Here is a 17,080-nt window from a genome sequence, read left to right as displayed (position 1 = left end):
CCATAGCCGGACGGCTACATGCCTGCGTGGCCTCGGCAGGCGGCCTCGAGTAACCGATCGAGGCAGCGCGTCTGATGTTTGCTCGGCAACTCTAAATTGACGACGGATGACTTGTCTGTCGACCGTTCGAACGACATCCGCCGAGCCACCCGGCGTTCTCTCGTTGGTTCCGGCCTGCCGCTACGACGCGTAAGCGCTGGAAGATCAGCCCGGAGTAAGTTGCCGACCGATGAATTTCTCGCCGACAACAGATCCACCGGATGTCAACACCGGAACCTTGGCCAGTAACACGATGTCTCGGCCCGACTTCGGCTCGCGGACGGTCAGGGTCATCTCACCTTCGGCGGAAATGCTCAGTCCCAGCTCGATGGGTGAACCACTCGGCAGCGGTGACAGCCCGGAGATTTCAAGATCGGCCAGAAGCAGGTTATCGCTGATCTTCTCCGACTCGGTTTCACCGCCTTGCTGATAGAGACGCACCCGTACACCGGTCTGGTCACGAAGCGCCCCGGCGGCCTCTAATTTCGTAGCGGTCAGCGGGAGAGGGTCGTTGGCGTGGGCCAGGAACCGGATGCATTCGGTGACCTTCCCTGCGCCGTCGTCCCGCATGAGTTGCACACCGATGGCCCGCGAGAGGACGGGTTCCAACTCCGATTTCGCTGGGCCGCCGAGAAGAAATCTCGGCGACGTGTCCGCTGTCGGGATGACGGTATGTCCGCACACCTTCGCTCGATCATCAAGCGAAAACGGTGGCTGGGATGTGTCGAGAAGCATCTGGCCATAGATCGCGGCTCCTTTTGCCTTGGCCAGATCGAAGTCTCCGGAGATGGGGTCGAAACCGGCAGCCCGCAGTGCGTCGTGCACGATCGGCATCCGCGTCGAGCCGCCCGCCAATAACAGTTGATCGATGGTAAGGCCCGGCGACTTTTCGGCCGCGGTCTCGATCGCCCGCTGCGTAATTTCGCCCAGATCGATCCCGTAGCCGTCACCGGACATCAAAAGAGTCTCCACTCTGACGTAAACGAGGACGGTCGGTTGACGACCACGTATCGAACGCTCGTCATACCCAGGGCCGCGTTCGCCTGCGGCGATTCAGGAGCCGCCCGCGTACACCGTCGCATCCGTAACTGCTTCTGTCAGTAAGCCGAACGGGCGATAGACACCACCGGCACGCCATGCCAGCATGCAGAAGACCCGATATCCAGAAAAGAGTGCATAACACGTGGGCATGCTCGAGAGTTTCGGTGAGTCGCCAATAGCGACAACGGATCAGCGGGACGAGTAAGGCCGCACCAGTGACCAGCAAGTGGCGGAAGCGGTCGTTCGACGCCCCGTGGGTCACCGAGTACCCGCCGGGGCCAAACCTCCCCAAGCTCAACAACCAAAAGGTGTATGTAACCTCGCCGGGATTCGACAACATCGGCGAGATCCTCACCTCCATGAATGTCGAGCATGAGCCATTCACTGGGCTGTTCGATTGTTCGCTGCTGTTCATCAATTGCGGCACAAGCGATCACATCGATCTGACCGACCTTGTCGGGTTTGTGCAGTCAGGTGGCTGCGTCTATGCATCGGACCACGCGGACCGCTACATTGCGGCAGCCTTTCCGGACCTGTTCGACTTCGCCGGCCACGGCGGTACCACCGGGCAGGTCCGCGCCGACGTGATCGACCCCGAGCTGCGGGACGTACTCGGATCGCACGTCACCGTCGAGTTCGACATGGGGTCGTGGGCCCAGCTTCGCTCGTGCCGGGGCGAGGTTCTGCTTCGGGCGGCCGATGGCAGCAGCGATGTGGGCATGCCCCTCATGGCGTACGCCGAGCATGGAAAAGGGTCGATCTTTTACACCTGCTTCCACAACAAATCTCAGACCAATGACGACGAAAAGCGACTGCTGCAACTACTTGTGGTCAAGCAGTTCAGCACGGTGTCGAGCCGGTCATTGCAGGAAGCGGGACTCGCGATGGGGTTCAAGCTGCGGTGACCGCCGCACCGGCGATAGGGAACTATAGGTCGGGAAGGCCGAGGATGCCGTCTTCGATTGCGCGCGCAAGCAGCGCGGATTTCGTTGGTGCGGAACGCCCGACGCCGGCGTATTTCGCGCGCGCCCGCTGCAGATGCGTGCGCACCGTGCTGGGTGCGATGTACAGACGTTTGCCAACGAGCTCCTTGCTCTCCGTCTGGAACCACGCCACCAGCACCTCCTTCTCCCGCACGGAGAGATTCGGCCGGTTGGCGTCGTTGTCGTTGACCAGCGCGCGCGCCATCTGCGGGCCTACATGAGGGGTGACCGACGAAGCAGAATGGACGGCCTCGACCAGATGCGCCCGGCCCTCGGATTTGACCAGGTAGGTGACCGCGCCTAGGTCGAGACACTGCAGGATGACCTCGTCCGCACTGAGGTGGGAGAAGACCACCACGCGGTAACCGGCGGCGCACAGACCCTTCAATGCGTCGAATTCAGGCCTGTTGCCGTCAATCTGCAGGTCGAACACAACCACGTCGACGTCGATGTCGGGCATCGGGTGGTGCTGAAGGAACGCGTCGGGGTCGAGGTAACTGCCGACGAAGTGGATCGGCGGATCGGCCTGTGAGCACCAGGCCTCCACGCCCGCATGGACAACATCGTGGTCGTCGATGATCGCCACCCGAACCGCCGCTGGCGACGCTTCCCCAGTAGTCATGACCACCTCCCGCGCCAAGGACTGTCGGGCGACGCCCAGCGCATATTTCTCGCGCATACGATAAGCCGATAGCCCCGGCGATGTCCCACTCGTGGCCTCACGACCTCGCCCAATGATCTTGTACCAGGCATTCGACCCGGGTCGCCCATGTCGGGCTGGGTGGCAGATCGAAACCTGTGCGGCCGAGGATGGCCGCGATGACCGCGGCCCCGGGCGGCGGGGAGCTGGGCCATGGTGTGTCTCCGTCGGTGAAGCAGATCACGACGTCGGGTCGTGGCCGTTCTGCCTCGACGCCGCGGAAGCCGAGTCGCATGTCCGTCCCTCCAGCGCCGATGAGCTTGGCGTCCCGGGCGCGGCGGACTTTCTCCGCGGTGTGTACGGCGGCGTCGACCGAATAGATGGTCATTTGGGCGCCGGGTACCCCCAGCGCGCTCAGTGCGCCGTCGACCTCGCCGAGCGCGCGGGCCAGCAGGTTGTCGTCCACGCTGCGGGAGGTGTCGATGATGATCGATACCCGCGGTACCGGCCGATGCTGGCCCGGCAGCACTACGCAGGGAAGGGACGAGGACCGGCGCGAGGGTTTGGTGTACGTGTAGTCGCCGCGACCCGCGGCCCACCCCACAGCACGGCGCACCGCGCCGCTCAGCAGGCGTTCCCATGGCACCTCGGGTTTCAACGTCCGCCTGACCCACCGCATCGCATCACCCGGAGTGCTGCCTCTGCCTCGGGCATGAGCGTCATACTCGACGGCGACCCGCCGGCGAATCTCGGTTGCCTCAAATTTGGACAGGGCACCGATGTCGCTGCCCGGCCCGTACTCGTTGCTCCGGGCTAGGCCGTCCGCGCCGCTGCCACATCCGTCGGTCGGCCCCAACGTGTCGCCGCGCCTGTCGCCGTCGGGTGGCGTGGTGGGCAGCCGGGAGAGTAGGGCGAAGTATTCTTCCGCAGAACGTCCCTCTGGCAGGTTCAACGCGGTGGCGCTCGGTAACATCAGTGGCCTCAATCCGTCCGGCGTGAGGGTGTGGGACACGGTCACATCGGCGGCCTTCTCCCAGGCTGCGGCGGTACTGTGGTCGACATCCTGATCACGCGCCCGGTCGGCATGATCGGTCAGCAGGTGCCACGTCACGTGCGCCAGCTCAGCGCCGATCTCGGGCACCGTGGCCGTCTCGAACCATTCCTCGTTGATGTAGATCCGCCACCACTCATCGCACGTCAGCTTCTCCACCTCGTCGTCGACGACCGGGATCAAGGCGTACAGCGCGTGGGACAGGTACGGGAGGTCCCTCGGACTGGCATACCCCGCACCCGCGGAGGGTGGCGGAGGGCTGATCAGCCAGAGCTTGGCAGCAGCCAACTTGTGGTGGTCCACCTCACGGAGCCTTCGACAAAAGGCCGGCCAACGCCAGGGCCGGGGCGAACACTTTGATTGACGACGGCACCGCCGTCCCTTTGGGCCGGGTCCCGGGTCGCATCAGCGACCGCACCACGGGAACGGCGGGGTCGACACCGGCCTCGCTGGCCGCGCGTGCACACACCTCGACGGCGTTCTGCCAGCGAGCGGCCGTCGGTCGTCGCGAGAATGCGCCGAGCACGGCTTGCAGCGTCACGAAGACACGGTCGGCGCGCATCCCGGCGAAGCTGATCGCGGCGGGGTCCCCCAGGAGGACTTCCGGGTCCGGTAGGTCCTGGTTGGCGGCCCAGGTCAGATACTCGTGGGCGGCGGCGCCCCCGATGCAACCCGCGATGAGCAGACGCCGCACATCGGCGCCGGCGTCCACTGCCTGTGCGAACGCGGAAAGCCGCGCGGCGTAGTCCCAGGTGCGCGGGGTTGGGAAAGCACGTCCCCGTTCCTCGGCGTTCTTCGGGATCACGCTGAGCTGGGACTCACGAGCGCGCAGGAACCCCGAGACGAGGACGACTTCGTCGACCAGCATTCGCTGATAGTTGTCCGGCTCGGTGAAGACCGGCATGGTGTTGGCCGTCGTTGAAGATGACGATGTCGGCGTCATCGGTGTTGATGACGATGCACTGATGAGAACGCCCCGCTCGACTGTGGCGAGCGGGGCGTTTGTGATCTCGGTGACGGGATCCTCGTCGCGGTGACGTGGTCGTCGCCGTGGTGAAGCGGATCGGGTTCAGTCGGTTGCTGTTTCGCTGATGGCGATGCGGGCGGCTTTCTCCCCGACGATGGAGTGCCCGGCGGCGAACGCGGCCGTGAGCGCGTGCAGGGCGAGATTGTTGACCGCACGCGGATGTCCACGGGAGGCGTTGTGGATCAGGGTCATCGCGTCGTCGGCGAACAGCGCATCGGAGCGGCCGGCGATCTTGGTGTGATGCCCGATGTAGTCGGCGGTGTCGGCCGCTGTCATGCCGGGCAGGGTGTAGCGCACGGCGATGCGCTGATCCAACGCGGCCAGAACACCCAGACGCAGTCGGTGCCGCAGGGTGGGTTGCCCGACCAGGACCACGGCGAACGGTGAACCACTGTCCATGTCGTGGTTGGTCAGCAGCCGGATCGCTTCGAGTTGATGGTTGTCGAGCAGGTGGGCTTCATCGACGACTAACACGGGGTTGCGGCCACGTTCAGCGTGCTCGGCGGCCAAGGCGTCTGCGGCTTGGGGAGCCAGCCGGGCGGTGTGAAACGCCGGGGTGTGCCCGAGGGTGGCCACGATGTGGGTGAGCATGCCGCGCACCCCGATGGTGGGGTTGGCGAGGTAGATGATTACGTGCCGCGCCGGATCCAAGGAGGTGGCTGCCGCGCGGATCGCGACGGTTTTGCCAGCGCCGACTTCGCCGGTGATGACGCCGATGGCGCATTGGTCCACACACCAGCCGATGCGGGCGATCGCTTCGCTGTGGCCGGGGTGGCGGTGCAGCATCGACGGCGCCAGATCCCGCCCGAACGGCATCCGTGTGAAGCCCCAATGTGATTGCAACCGTTGAATACTCACGCCGACACCCCGTCCTCGAACTCGTCCTCGGTGGGAGCGAGGTCGGTGATCGAGAGCTGAGCGGCGACCTGGTCGCCGTCGGAGTCGGTTCCGTAGAGGGCGTGATAGCCGATACGTTCATCCTCACGCAGCTGCTCGTGATGGGCGGCAGCGGTCAACGCCAGGTAATCGATCCCCGTCGTTGCCGGCGGGGTCTCGACGGTCTCGGGTCGGGCTTTCGGGTGGGCATGGCGGCTGATGGTGTGCGGTGTCGCGGCACCGAAACTCTGGTCGCGGTGGCGGACCTCGACGGTCTGCAGGTCGAACGGGGAGAACACCAGCTCCACGCGGCGCCCGGCCAGGGCGGGGTCGACCTGGTAGGTGTTGGAATGCAGGGAGACGGTGGCGGTCTTGGTCACCACCCGAAATTCCGACCACAAGAACGCCTCGGTCAGATCCGCCGCCGTCGGCAACTCCGGAGTGTGACCAAGGCGGTCCCAGCCGGTGTCCCAGCGCTCCAGTGGGGATTGCCCGGTCTCGGTATGGGTGCGGCGGTGGTATTCGGTCTCGACCCAGGCCATGAACAGCCGGTTGAGCTCCAACAGCGCACCGGTGTGGTCGACCCCGGCGGCGGCGAGGTCCTCGGTGGTGGTGTCGGTGACCTCAACGAGGAACTGCCCACGCACGGTGCGGAAGAACCGTTCAATCTTGCCCCGTCCCTGCGGGCGCCCGGGCGCCGAATGTACCAGTCGGATACCGAGTTTCGCGCACGCCCGCAGCAGCCAGGCATCGACGAACGCCGAACCATTGTCGACATAAATCGAGGCTGGCACGCCGCGGGCGGCCAGCGCGGGTTTGAGCGCGGCCGCCAGACGCACGGTGTCCTCGGCGAACCCGAACCGGTGACCGACCACCAACCGAGAATGGTCGTCGAGGAAGGCGAACAGGTAGGTCTTGCGGTCACCGACCCGCGGACCGTGCAGAGCGTCGCCGACCCACAGTTCGTTGGGGTCGGCGGCTTCGAACCGGCCGAACACCTCCCTGGCGCCACCGGCGGCCGGGCCCATCAGCTCGCAGCGATGGAAATGGCGCAGCAGGGTCGATTCCGAGGGTGCCCATCCGGTCGCGGTGCGCAGGATGCGGGCCACCTGGGCGGTGGTGCGTGACGGATTCTCCCGCTTCAACGAGGCGGCCAGCTCCAGCACCCCGACATCGGTGCGGGTGGCCAGCCGGCGCGGCTCGGGCACCAACGCTTCGAACCCGCCGGCCCGGTAGCGACGGATCCAACGGTCCAGGGTGGCTCGCGCGATCTGGACCTGGGTGCCGAACGGGTCGATATGGCGACGTTCGGCGATCTCGCGGACCAGCCGACCCCGTTGGCGGGTCGATAACCCCTCGTCCAGCGCCGGGCAGATCAGCTGATACCGGAACAGTCCGATCGCTTGGGCCCGCTCCCGACGCTTGTGCTCCTCCAATGACACCGCAGTGCCCTCCTCGCAGTCGAAGGCCCTGCCCGAAACCAATGCCGGGCAGGTGCCTTCGCGAGGATCACCGATCACGCCGCGCCGCGTCAGAGGCAACTGGTGTTGCGTACCGGACCTACCGCATCCAGGACCAGCCCGGTGAGAGCAGCCGGCCGCCGCTGACCGCGACCAGCACCTGTGCCGGCGTCACCGCGCCCACCAATCCGGCCGGTCCGAACCGCTGCCGGATCGCCGCCGCCGCGGCGTTGACCGCCGCCACCACGTCACCCCAGGGACTGCTCCGCTCGTCGGGAATCGTCACATCGATCCCGACTCGAACCGCCACCATGAGGAACCGCGCCCGAACCGCCTCAAGTCGCCCGCCGGCCCGACGTAGCCAGCCGCGGACCGTGGCCGCCGGAACCCGCAACTGCTCAGCGATCTGCCGATACCCCTGCCCGTGGCCGCGCAGCGACAAAGACTCCCAAATCACCTGTGCCGCATAAGCCCTACGCAGCAACACCGTGACCGGCAACAACACATGGGTCACCAGACACGACCGGCACCGCGCCCGCCGCGGCCGAACCGCACCGGCCAGACCGACGACACGGCGAGTGCGGGCGAATCCCCAGCCGCCAAGAACACCCTGCGAGCACGCCGGGCAGCTGATCTGGCCAGCTGCCAACCGGGACTCGACGCAGACCAGATCAGCCTCTACCGTCACCATCAGTGCCTCCGTGCACTACAGCGCGGCACCCTGCGAGCCCGCCAAGACTTCGGCGGGGTGCCGCGCACCCATCAGTTCCTCATCACACTGATGGTGCACACCACCAAGCTCAAGCCGGCGGGCCACGCCACCGATCACATCGGCAAGATCAATGACGAATGGCCACCCCGTGATAGCCATCCAGAGAGACGGTCAACACATGGTGGGCCAACTCCCGGTGACCAGCCCTTCGGAATAGACCTCGTAGGGCATCGCCCAGTCGAGGTGGACGAACCGGCTCGCCGTCGGCGCCGCAAGCTCCCAGCCCGCCGCAGCGACATCGGCCGGGTTGGCGGCGGCGACGAACGACACGGTCCGGGGGAGTTGGAGCGAACCGACTTCGTAGTGCGTAAGTGGCCGCAGCGCCGCAGCCTGCAACGAGGGCGAGGCTGTGCTGAACTCATCGAAGAACGCGATCGACGGGCCATCGTGGTCGGCCAGGCGCGTCGCCCACGCCGGTGGCGCCAGGCTGACGGATCCGTCGCTGATGACGGGCAGCCCGGCGAAATCCGAGGGTTCGCTGTGGGTGATGATCACCGTCTCGATGTGCCACCCATGTCCGGATGCAGACTCGACGGCCGCGGTCTTGCCTTCCCCTGGATTGCCCCACAGCAACGCCGGGATGCGTGCTGATACGCAGATCCCCAGCGCCTGCAAGGCGTTCTCGTACTCGTGTCTGGTGCGGATCGTCACACCGTGTCCCTTCCCGTTGATGGTTACTCGTGGTGCTTGACGTAGGCGTCGAGGTCATCGACGGTGCGTACCCCGTGGTTGAGCGCCCTGAGCACCGCGTAGCGGTTGCCGAGAATCTCCAGCATCACCGCGAGCTCGGTGCGGTCCGGCTGCTCGCGCGGCGCGCTCGGATTCCGGTTTGGCTCTCCGGCCACCAACTCGCACAGCGAATCAATCGTTCGGCACGACGGCTGCGGTGAATAGACGCGGTGCCGTTTGAGGGCATGAAAGTGCACTGCGTCCAGGCGGCAGCCGACGTTGGCCCACTTCACGAACTGGGCGGCAACCCCGATGGTGGACCACCCATTCGACGTCGCGACTTCACGGACGTGTTCGGGCGTCAAGCCCGCGTCGATCGCGACGACGACGTGCGCCTTGCTGACTCCGAAACTCAGCCACTGGCCCCACGCGGCGGGAGTTGCGCGCGACTGCGGCCCGTCAAGCCAGGCCAGCCACGCGGCCGTGTCCGGGTCGGGATGATGAGTCAGGACCTCGGACACCCACTGGTGTTCGGCGCTGCCATAGACCAGACCGAGGAAGAATCGGACCGGCAGTGGCTCGTCGACGACCGATCCAACAGACGCCAGCCCCGCGATGTCGTCGGGATGGATGCCGGCCTGCCATAGATCGTGGACGCCGCTCGTTTCTCGCACCAGTCGTTCGAGGCGTGGATCGAAATCGGGGCAGACCTCCCAACTGCCCCAGGTGGCCGACGCGGCGTCGAGGAAGGCTTCGATGTGCTTGAGCTGTACACGATGCTGGGCGGCCAGGTGTTTGGGTGAGCGTGTGTGACGGGCCGCGGCGCCGGCACTGCCGAAGAGGGTGCCGCGACAGCACCGTGCGATCGAATACCCTTGGCCGACTTGCCAACTCCCGCCTCGGCCGACACTGAGGGGGACACGCGCGGACCGGGTGAGGAGGCGAAGTGCTGCGCGAAATGCCGCGACGGTCCGTTCCATGTGCGTCACGCAGGTGGCATCACTGCCGAACGCCACGGCGATCCGCTCCGCTTCGGCGTCGTGAGGCGTCGTGATGCTCCAGTCCCCGTCCGGGTACACCGTGACCCGATGCTTTTCGCCACCTGCGCCGGACACGGAGTTGAAGCACGCGATGTCGAATTCCAGCGGACCTCCACCCCAGGCGGGTCCGGCGCCGCTGACGTCCTTCTTTTCCATCGCGGGCGCCACGGGGCCGAGGCTATCGGCGGGCACCGACAGCCTCGCTCGACAGGCACGGCCGCGTGGCCGATTGGAGCAACGACACCGCGACCGTGCGGATGACTGCCGTCGTCATGAGCAATCCAGCGTTCCGCTGGCGGATCGACGTGGAAATCGGCGTACCTTCCCAGACGCAGGCTGGTCGTCGCCGGGCGGCGACGTACACAGTCACAACCGATTCCCCGTCGGCGATCTGCGCCTCGTAAACCCGCAGACCTACTACCTGGTCGACATCCGTTCCGGCCGGCAGTCGACGATGCACGGCCAGTCAGCTCCGGTCCGTCTTGCGGGCGCCTATGGCATCGGTAACCATGGCATTCCGAATTACGCTCTCGATCAACAGCTTTCGCAACTCTCCTCATAGCCGCCTGCGCGGATACCTGGGTCGGTGGCACCCCAGCACCCCCTGCATCGACAGCTGCGCAACACCCTCTGAGCTGCTCGCGCGAACCGATTGACGTCTACCAGCGCGCCCTACATCTGGCGTTGACCACCTGATGGGCGCGGGGAATCGGTGTCATGTGCGGATCGCGAGACTCGCGGTCGACGCGTGCCGGAGGAAGCGATGTCAAGCACAACCCCGATCACCCGAGTCGCCGAACTACTGTGCCCGGATCGATTCGACCTTCCGCGCCGCGACGCGCAGTACCGGATCAGATGGTCACGCGGCGAGAACGACATTCCGGACATCGTGCGCGCGGCCCAGCAGATCCACGGACAGAGCTACGTCGACTTCGGCTATTTCGAGGCGAGCGGTCTGACCGTCGACGGTCGGCTCGTCCCGGAACTGGACGGAACCCGCAGCCGGCCAGACGGCAAGATCGTCGCCAGTTATCTGGTGGCCTCGCCGACGCGCAGTCGGGAGTTCAGTCCGACTGCGACTGTGCGACTTCTGGACATCGGCCCGCACGGGTCGCTCTCGGACCTTCCGACGTACGCGTATTTTGCCGACACCTTTAGCCCAGAGGTCGAGCGGCAGCTGCGCAGGATCATGGAAATCAATGGACCCCAAGGTATCCGGGAGATCGCCGCCCTAGCGACGATCGATGTGCAATCGCACCGCGGCTCGTACGAGTTGATCCGCGCGCTGACGCAGAACTGCATCCTGAGAGCGCAAACGAGAGGGTACCCGGAGCTGTATCTCGCATCGTTGACGACGCGTTCGCTTGGTCCGGTCGTGAAGTTTATCGGGCGCCGCTCCGCGACCGTCCTTGGCAGCTCGGTTCAAATCTTCTCGGCCGACCCTCGCTCTCGATCAATCATGGTCACCCCGGTATTGATCGACCTCAGTGTCGTGGTGGACAACATCGCCGACGAACTCGGGGAATCGGTGGACCCGTTGCAGCGGGCGCAGCTCGAGGCGAAGGCCGCCTTCTTGACCGACGGGCTCGATTTGGCCGCATCAATGTATGCACCGCAGGAACTCAGAGAAGGAACCCAGGCATCATGAACGCTCAATGCAACATGCAGGACAAATGGCAACAGCCACAAGTCTTCTCGGTCGAAACACCGACTGAGCTCGGGGACCTGTCCGCAAGCCTCGGCGTCGCCAGCCAAATCGATCCGGTTGCGACGATCGCGTCGGATCTGTTCGAACTTCACCACCCGGACCAGATGCATGACCTCGTCGCGCGAACCCGGTTCGTCGACGGGGTCCTCGCTCAGGGACCACGATTCGGCCGCTGGATTCACTACCCGTGGGCCGATGCGCTCGTGCGTGTGGCCGAGCCCGATGAGCACTACGAGCTGCGGACCTATCGCAACCGGAATCTGATCACGAAGGCCGGGCAGGCGTCGTTGCGGCATCGCAGGATCGCGGTGTTCGGGCTGAGCGTCGGCAGCAATGTGGTCGACCGGATGGCGCAGGCCGGGATCGGCGACGAATACCTGCTCTTCGACTTCGACCGATTGAGTCCGACGAACCTGAATCGCATTCAGGCGGGCGTGCTGCAGGTGGGCCTGTTGAAAACAACGGTGGCCGGCCGCAAGCTGGCGGAGCTGGACCCGTATGTCTCCCAGCGTCACGTCACCGGTGGCGACCAGCGCGGCGCCGACGAACTGCTACGTGCGTCCCGGCCTGACGTGATCGTCGAGGAAGTCGACGACCTGGTGGCCAAAGCGCGCATCCGCGCGTCGGCACGGGAGCTCGGAATTCCGTTGGTCACGGCGGGCGACGTCGGTGACGTATCGACTCTCGATGTCGAGCGCCACGACCTCCATCGCGTACCGGCGTTCAACGGGAAGCTGACCGAAACCGAAGCTACGCTGCTACGTGCCGGCACGATGCCCGGGGGCAACCCTCTGGACACATTGATCAGAATCGTTGGCCGAGAGAATGTTTCATCGGAACTCTTCGAGTCGGTTCTGCTGAAGGGCGCGCAGTTGGCGGGCACGCCGCAGCTGGGTTCGACGGCAGCCGCCGGTGGTGCGTTGGCTGCGGTGGCCGTCCGGGACATCCTCCTGGGCCGCAGCGTCGGGTCGGGTACCACGACGCTTGACATCGTCGACGCCACCCGACCGCGTGCCGAGATGCCATAGCGGCGATGGGCCGCCACAATGAGCGGCGCCGCTGATCCTCCGCGCGTGGACGCCGGCGGTTCAGCGAAACGCACCGCCGGCCAGTCGTGCTCGCTGTTGCCCGGCCCAGGATCAGTGCGAACGGCCCCACGGTTGTCGTCCGAATGTACGAATCGATCGCACCTCGTCCGGGGTCGAGACTGAACCGTCGATCCAAGTGTTGTCGCACATGCTAAAACGATCGCACGAGCGGGATGAGCGACCCAGAAATGAGGAACGAATGATTCCCATGGATCCTTGCGATGTCCAGGTGCGTCGAGTCGCTTTGGCCGTGATCCGGCGTGACTCCACACAGCGTCGAGGACCGGGCAGACGACTCCTGACCCGGGAGTGTTCTCGCCGCAACGTCCAGTGGCTGACGGCGGGCACCGCGCCTTCGCCGGCCGCCGGGGTGTGGCTGCCCACCTCGGCCTCGTCGCCGCGCCCCGGGAACCGGCGGCGCGGCGACGTTTGACCCGACACCGGTAGCCGCCGCATGTCCGAGACCGCGCGCGCCGCGCGGCGCAACTTGGTCCAGCAGACGCTGCCGCTCAGCCTGATCCTCCGTCACGGGGGCAGCCTGGTGGTGTTCGTTGTCATGCTCGCCACGTCGGCCCTGCCGGCTCCCGTCGGTGCCGCATTCGCCGCCATGTCCGTCGCCTGGTCCGGATATCGACTCCTGACGCGATCGACCGCGCCGCGGTTTCTCGCGGTTGACTACGTGATCATCGTTGCCGCCTGCGTCGCCATCCCGTCGTTGACATCCGACGTCCGCGTTGCCACATTGGGTCCGTTGACGATCGCCGGAACCGCAGTCGGCAGCTTCACAGGCTTGAACCCACGGACCAACATCGCCCTCACTGCCGGGGTGGCGGCCGCCTACGCGGTCGGTGCCGGAGCGGTCGTTGGCTGGAGTCACATCGGCGACAACTTCGGCGTCTACTACTTTGCCGGGCTTTGGGCGATGTCGATGGTGATCCGTGCGCTGATCCTGCGCGTGACCGACTCCGTCGACGCTGTGCGTGCCGACCGACTCGCCGCCGAACTCCAGCACGAGGTCGACACGGCGGTTCGCGAGTACGACCGCGAACAGCTCCGGCTGTTGCATGACACCGTTGCGTGCACGCTGCTGATGGTCAGTACGGGCACGCCCTTGTCGCCCGAACGTCTTTCCGCACAGGCACGGCGCGATCTGCGAGTATTCACAGACCAGGCTCCGGCGCCAGCAGCTCAAGTCGATTTGGTTGCGGCGCTGCGCAGCAACACTACTCACCTCACGACACCGGTCCGCATCGAGGGCCCCACGGAGATGCGGATCGATGGTGCGATCGCGGACCTGGTGTCCGCGGCTGCACGCGAAGCCCTCACAAATGTGGATCGCCACGCCCGCGCTTCCATCGTAACCATCACCGTCCGCCCGGAACTAGTGTGTATCGAGGACGACGGCTGTGGGTTCGACACGTCGCAACCGTCGCGCGGCCACGGCATCGTCGGTTCTATCACGGCGCGTATGCACCGGCTTGGCGGCGACGCCATGGTGCTTAGCCGGCCGGGTCATGGCACCGCGGTTGAATTATCTTGGCCCGCTGAGGCTCCCGCCGCGGCGGACAAGCCAGAAGATCCGGAACGACTGATCGAACGTGGTCGCGCGCGGTACTACCTGGCGTTGACCACCTACGCCGTCGCGAATGTGCTTGCGGTGATACCCTTTGCCGCACAATCAATTTCATACCCGTACCTACAATCTGCACTGCTGGTCGCAGCCGCCACGATCACCGTGTCATCCGCCGCGCGTGGGCGGGGTCTTCCCGGGCTGCCGCGCCGCGCCGCTATCGCCGCGCTTGTGGTCATCTCGCTGGTGCAGATCATGTTCCAGCCGACCGACCTCGTCGATTATCAGGCGCAATGGGCCCAAGGCGCCATCGGTTGGTCAGCGCTACCGCTGTTGCTCGACGAGCGTCTCCGCTACAGCATCGCTGTCCTCGTGTGGTGCTGGGGCGTCCCCGCAGTCTCCGTCCTCATTCGTGATCCTTCAACACAGAACGTCATCGCGGTCGGGTACGGCGCCGCAAGTATTCTCCTGGTCCAGACGCGCGCACTCTTGTTCGACAAGCTCATCCGCGCGTCGGCCGCTGCGGCCGACGCGGAAATCGACGGCCGCAAGCGAATCCTCGCGTCCGCCCGCATAGCCGAAGCGGTGCAGGCGGAGTACACGCGCCGCTACGCCGACCTCGCCAATACGATCGCTCCGCTGCTGAGGGCGCTCGCCGCGGGGACGCCAGCAGACGCCGTGATGCAACGTCAGGCGCAGATCGAATATCAGCATCTGCGTGCGCTTTTCGACCAATCGTCGCCGGTCGAGCACGCCCTGTTGTGTGAGCTTCGTTCCGTTGTGGATGCCGCACAGGACCGGGGCGTCGAGGTGTCCGTCACGGCCGAACGCGCGCTACCGGCGATCAGCGCCAGCGCCGCGCGACGTCTTGCCCTGCTGACCGCCCGGGCGCTCGGCGCCACTACCGGCACTGCCCGCATCACGTTGACAACCGACTCGAACGCACTGGAGCTCAGCATCCTGTGCCAGGGGACGAAGCACTTCGATACAGCATCCATACGCGACGCCGGAGACATCGGCGATTCCGAGGTCACGACCCTCGACGATGCAATCTGGATCACCATCCGTCATCCACTCGTATGAAGACGCAACCGACATACTCCCGCCGGTTGACGCATCGAAACTCCTGACGATCGCCGTCGGCGATGAGAACGAGATGATCCACATCGCGTCTAGTGGCTCTGGCCGGGCAGGGCCGCAGCCGAGTGCCGGACAAGGATTGCGGAGGCTTGAGCGCGAATGGCGTCAGCGATCTTTCCGAGTTCAGCAGCGACCACATACTGATAGTCCGGTCGGTTGATTTCGAGCCATTTCGTCGCCGTGTATTCGCACAGGATCGCCGATGGCGTTTCTCGATCGGATGTCACAGTCTGCATCCGCTGATAGACGGGGTCGCTCTCGAAATCGGGTGCGTGAGTGTTGATCCAGGCGGACACACGGTCCGGGGCCCGGTCGATGATGGCTTCGAACTCTTCCAACTGTGCGTCGGACAGGTCGTCGCCAAGCGCTGTCCCAACCCGCAACTCCAGTTCCTCGTAGATCATCTGCAGGAATGCCGGACGATCGTCGGCCGCCATCTCGGCCAACCCCACGTTGGCCAGGAATTCGTCGTTGAGCTGAATCATCAATCGGATCCTTTACGGTGTGCTGTTGGTGTCGGGAACTGATTGCATCGAGGAAACCGATCCCCCAGCGGAAGACACCGATTCCGCACGGCCACCAGCCGTGGGACGGGGCCTCCGCGGCGTCCTCCTGGGCGTGGGCGGCAGCTACCGCGTCGTGCTCACCTTTCACGCGCTGCTGCTACGCGGGGCGGGCTGCCTTGTGCCCCGGTGGCGGCAATGCTCTTGCATCCGAGTCGCGGCGGCACCCGTTGCGTATACGGGATCTGTTGCGCTGAAAGAATTACCTGTGGTCTTCTCCAGGCGCAGGATCCGACTGCTCCGACATGTCCACGAGAAAAAGTGCCTGTGCTGCTTTGATTTCGTATGGCGGTGTCGAATTATCGAAGGGGAATCGCGCGGTACGACACATGTCGATCTCCGGCGAAGCGGACTTCAGTCGGGTCTTTCAGCGGCACGATGATTGGCGCCCAGCCCGTGCCGACTGCACGAGTGGGTCGCTGAGATGAACTACAGCAAAGACTTACGTGTTTTTGCCGAGTCTGGGGCCGCTGTCACAGGAGCGACAGAATCTGCCATTCCGGCAGGCCTTCATTGATCAAGAATTCACGCCGTTCGTCGGAAACGGCGAAGAGCGCCATCGACACACCGTGCTCGACGAATTTGGTCTCGACGTGTCGCGTCGTCCCAACATCGAGGATCAGACGCCCACGTTCAGCGGACACGAACGGCGCATCAGGTGCGGCCACGAACCCATTTCCGAGGTCGCGAACCTGGGCAGGGTCCACTCGAGGGCCGCGCATGGCGTCAGACAATACGGGGATGGTCATGCGTGCGGCGAACTGGGATTCCTCTCCGGTCCAATAACATTCGCCACCAATAACCTTGTACAGGTCGAGCAGCGCGGACTGGTCACCGTCGGGCGTGGTAACACACATGGATAAACAGTCGCGGGCGAAGTCCTGCTCGGCGCGCTCGCCCAGCTGCAGTTCCTCCAGATAGGCCAACGCTTCACCGGATTGCCAGGGCCGGCCAGTTGCAGGGTTGTTCGTCGCTAAGGGGACCACACTGTCGAGTACGAAGACCACGCACTGCGGGTCGTGAGCCTTGATCGAGAAAATGCCGGCACTGAGAACCGCCTCAGACGTCGGTCCCGAGATCCACCCGAATGGCGAGCCATCGCGCCACAGGAACAGGCTCGGTGGCAGGTCATCTGCACCGATGCCCTGCTTGATCCCCCGGGCCAACGCGCGGATGACTCCAGCGGGTTCGACGGCGTCGATCAATAACACTCCCGGAGGTGCAGGTTGGGTAATCGCTGAACGGTACTTTGACGGTACCGTCCCGGGATTGGTGTCCTCTGTCGGCCAATCGTCTGAATTTTCCGCCGCGGTTTGCATCTCGGCTCGGTGGCGCGCGGCGTCGCTGGCGCAAAGCGCCAGTTTTCCTCGTCGGCCGGGCACCCGACCTCAGCCTCACTTCGGATACCGTTCT

The 17,080-nt window shown here is 65.2% G+C and carries 16 protein-coding genes; 4 read left to right on the top strand and 12 right to left on the bottom strand.

Translation table 11 applies throughout. The annotated features are described in order from the left end of the window. Positions 1 to 204: 204 nt before the first annotated feature. On the bottom strand, positions 205 to 996 hold the full coding sequence (locus ACJEIK_RS28230) for a hypothetical protein (protein ID WP_409430723.1): 792 nt from the start codon (positions 994 to 996) through the stop codon (positions 205 to 207). Positions 997 to 1,295: 299 nt separating this feature from the next. Here ACJEIK_RS28230 and ACJEIK_RS28225 point away from each other — a divergent pair, with 299 nt between their 5' ends. Continuing rightward, on the top strand, positions 1,296 to 1,985 hold the full coding sequence (locus ACJEIK_RS28225; RefSeq protein WP_409430722.1) for a hypothetical protein: 690 nt from the start codon (positions 1,296 to 1,298) through the stop codon (positions 1,983 to 1,985). Between the two features lie 22 nt (positions 1,986 to 2,007). On the opposite strand, the gene ACJEIK_RS28220 is transcribed toward ACJEIK_RS28225, so the two are convergent. The 9 genes from ACJEIK_RS28220 to ACJEIK_RS28180 all read right to left on the bottom strand — a co-directional run bounded on the left by ACJEIK_RS28220 (position 2,008) and on the right by ACJEIK_RS28180 (position 9,766). Continuing rightward, a complete protein-coding gene (locus tag ACJEIK_RS28220) occupies positions 2,008 to 2,685 on the bottom strand; it encodes a response regulator (protein WP_409431772.1) in 678 nt (225 codons plus the stop codon). A gap of 97 nt (positions 2,686 to 2,782) precedes the next feature. Beyond that, positions 2,783 to 4,057: a DUF2201 family putative metallopeptidase gene (locus ACJEIK_RS28215; RefSeq protein WP_409430721.1), complete on the bottom strand. Its 1,275-nt coding sequence runs from the start codon at positions 4,055 to 4,057 to the stop codon at positions 2,783 to 2,785. A 1-nt stretch (position 4,058) separates the two neighbouring features. Beyond that, complete coding sequence (locus tag ACJEIK_RS28210; RefSeq protein ID WP_409430720.1) at positions 4,059 to 4,658, bottom strand: hypothetical protein; 600 nt, start codon at positions 4,656 to 4,658, stop codon at positions 4,059 to 4,061. Between the two features lie 165 nt (positions 4,659 to 4,823). Beyond that, entirely contained in the window at positions 4,824 to 5,597 is a 774-nt protein-coding gene (locus tag ACJEIK_RS28205; RefSeq protein WP_226522213.1) for an ExeA family protein, read from the bottom strand. 38 nt (positions 5,598 to 5,635) lie between these two features. After that, a complete protein-coding gene (locus tag ACJEIK_RS28200) occupies positions 5,636 to 7,099 on the bottom strand; it encodes a DDE-type integrase/transposase/recombinase (protein WP_071289796.1) in 1,464 nt (487 codons plus the stop codon). Between the two features lie 118 nt (positions 7,100 to 7,217). Then, positions 7,218 to 7,808 (bottom strand): hypothetical protein, encoded by a 591-nt coding sequence (locus tag ACJEIK_RS28195; RefSeq protein ID WP_061000565.1) that lies wholly within the window; start codon positions 7,806 to 7,808, stop codon positions 7,218 to 7,220. 15 nt (positions 7,809 to 7,823) lie between these two features. Further along, positions 7,824 to 7,988, bottom strand: coding sequence for a hypothetical protein (locus ACJEIK_RS28190; RefSeq protein WP_160109707.1), 165 nt, complete (start codon positions 7,986 to 7,988; stop codon positions 7,824 to 7,826). Positions 7,989 to 8,000: 12 nt separating this feature from the next. After that, positions 8,001 to 8,540: an AAA family ATPase gene (locus ACJEIK_RS28185; RefSeq protein ID WP_409430719.1), complete on the bottom strand. Its 540-nt coding sequence runs from the start codon at positions 8,538 to 8,540 to the stop codon at positions 8,001 to 8,003. A gap of 23 nt (positions 8,541 to 8,563) precedes the next feature. Beyond that, complete coding sequence (locus ACJEIK_RS28180; RefSeq protein ID WP_409430718.1) at positions 8,564 to 9,766, bottom strand: hypothetical protein; 1,203 nt, start codon at positions 9,764 to 9,766, stop codon at positions 8,564 to 8,566. 580 nt (positions 9,767 to 10,346) lie between these two features. Between ACJEIK_RS28180 and ACJEIK_RS28175 the strand changes: the two genes are divergently transcribed. The 3 genes from ACJEIK_RS28175 to ACJEIK_RS28165 all read left to right on the top strand — a co-directional run bounded on the left by ACJEIK_RS28175 (position 10,347) and on the right by ACJEIK_RS28165 (position 15,047). After that, the gene (locus tag ACJEIK_RS28175) at positions 10,347 to 11,246 is read left to right on the top strand and encodes a hypothetical protein (RefSeq protein WP_409430717.1); all 900 of its coding nucleotides are present in this window, start codon (positions 10,347 to 10,349) and stop codon (positions 11,244 to 11,246) included. Next, positions 11,243 to 12,334, top strand: coding sequence for a ThiF family adenylyltransferase (locus tag ACJEIK_RS28170; RefSeq protein WP_409430716.1), 1,092 nt, complete (start codon positions 11,243 to 11,245; stop codon positions 12,332 to 12,334). Before ACJEIK_RS28175 ends, ACJEIK_RS28170 begins: the two co-directional genes overlap by 4 nt. A gap of 514 nt (positions 12,335 to 12,848) precedes the next feature. Further along, a complete protein-coding gene (locus tag ACJEIK_RS28165; RefSeq protein WP_409430715.1) occupies positions 12,849 to 15,047 on the top strand; it encodes a sensor histidine kinase in 2,199 nt (732 codons plus the stop codon). 89 nt (positions 15,048 to 15,136) lie between these two features. Here the strand turns inward: ACJEIK_RS28165 and ACJEIK_RS28160 are convergent, their stop codons facing one another. Together ACJEIK_RS28160 and ACJEIK_RS28155 are read right to left on the bottom strand one after the other, a co-directional pair. After that, positions 15,137 to 15,589, bottom strand: coding sequence for a DUF5663 domain-containing protein (locus ACJEIK_RS28160; RefSeq protein WP_409430714.1), 453 nt, complete (start codon positions 15,587 to 15,589; stop codon positions 15,137 to 15,139). A 551-nt stretch (positions 15,590 to 16,140) separates the two neighbouring features. Continuing rightward, positions 16,141 to 16,872, bottom strand: coding sequence for a hypothetical protein (locus tag ACJEIK_RS28155; protein WP_409430713.1), 732 nt, complete (start codon positions 16,870 to 16,872; stop codon positions 16,141 to 16,143). Positions 16,873 to 17,080: the final 208 nt, after the last annotated feature.

Origin of the sequence: Mycobacterium sp. SMC-16 (genome assembly GCF_046250085.1) — a bacterium.
GTDB lineage: Bacteria > Actinomycetota > Actinomycetes > Mycobacteriales > Mycobacteriaceae > Mycobacterium > Mycobacterium phocaicum.
The sequence above is the reverse complement of the archived record's forward strand: the minus strand, read 5'-3'. Positions and strand labels throughout refer to the sequence as shown.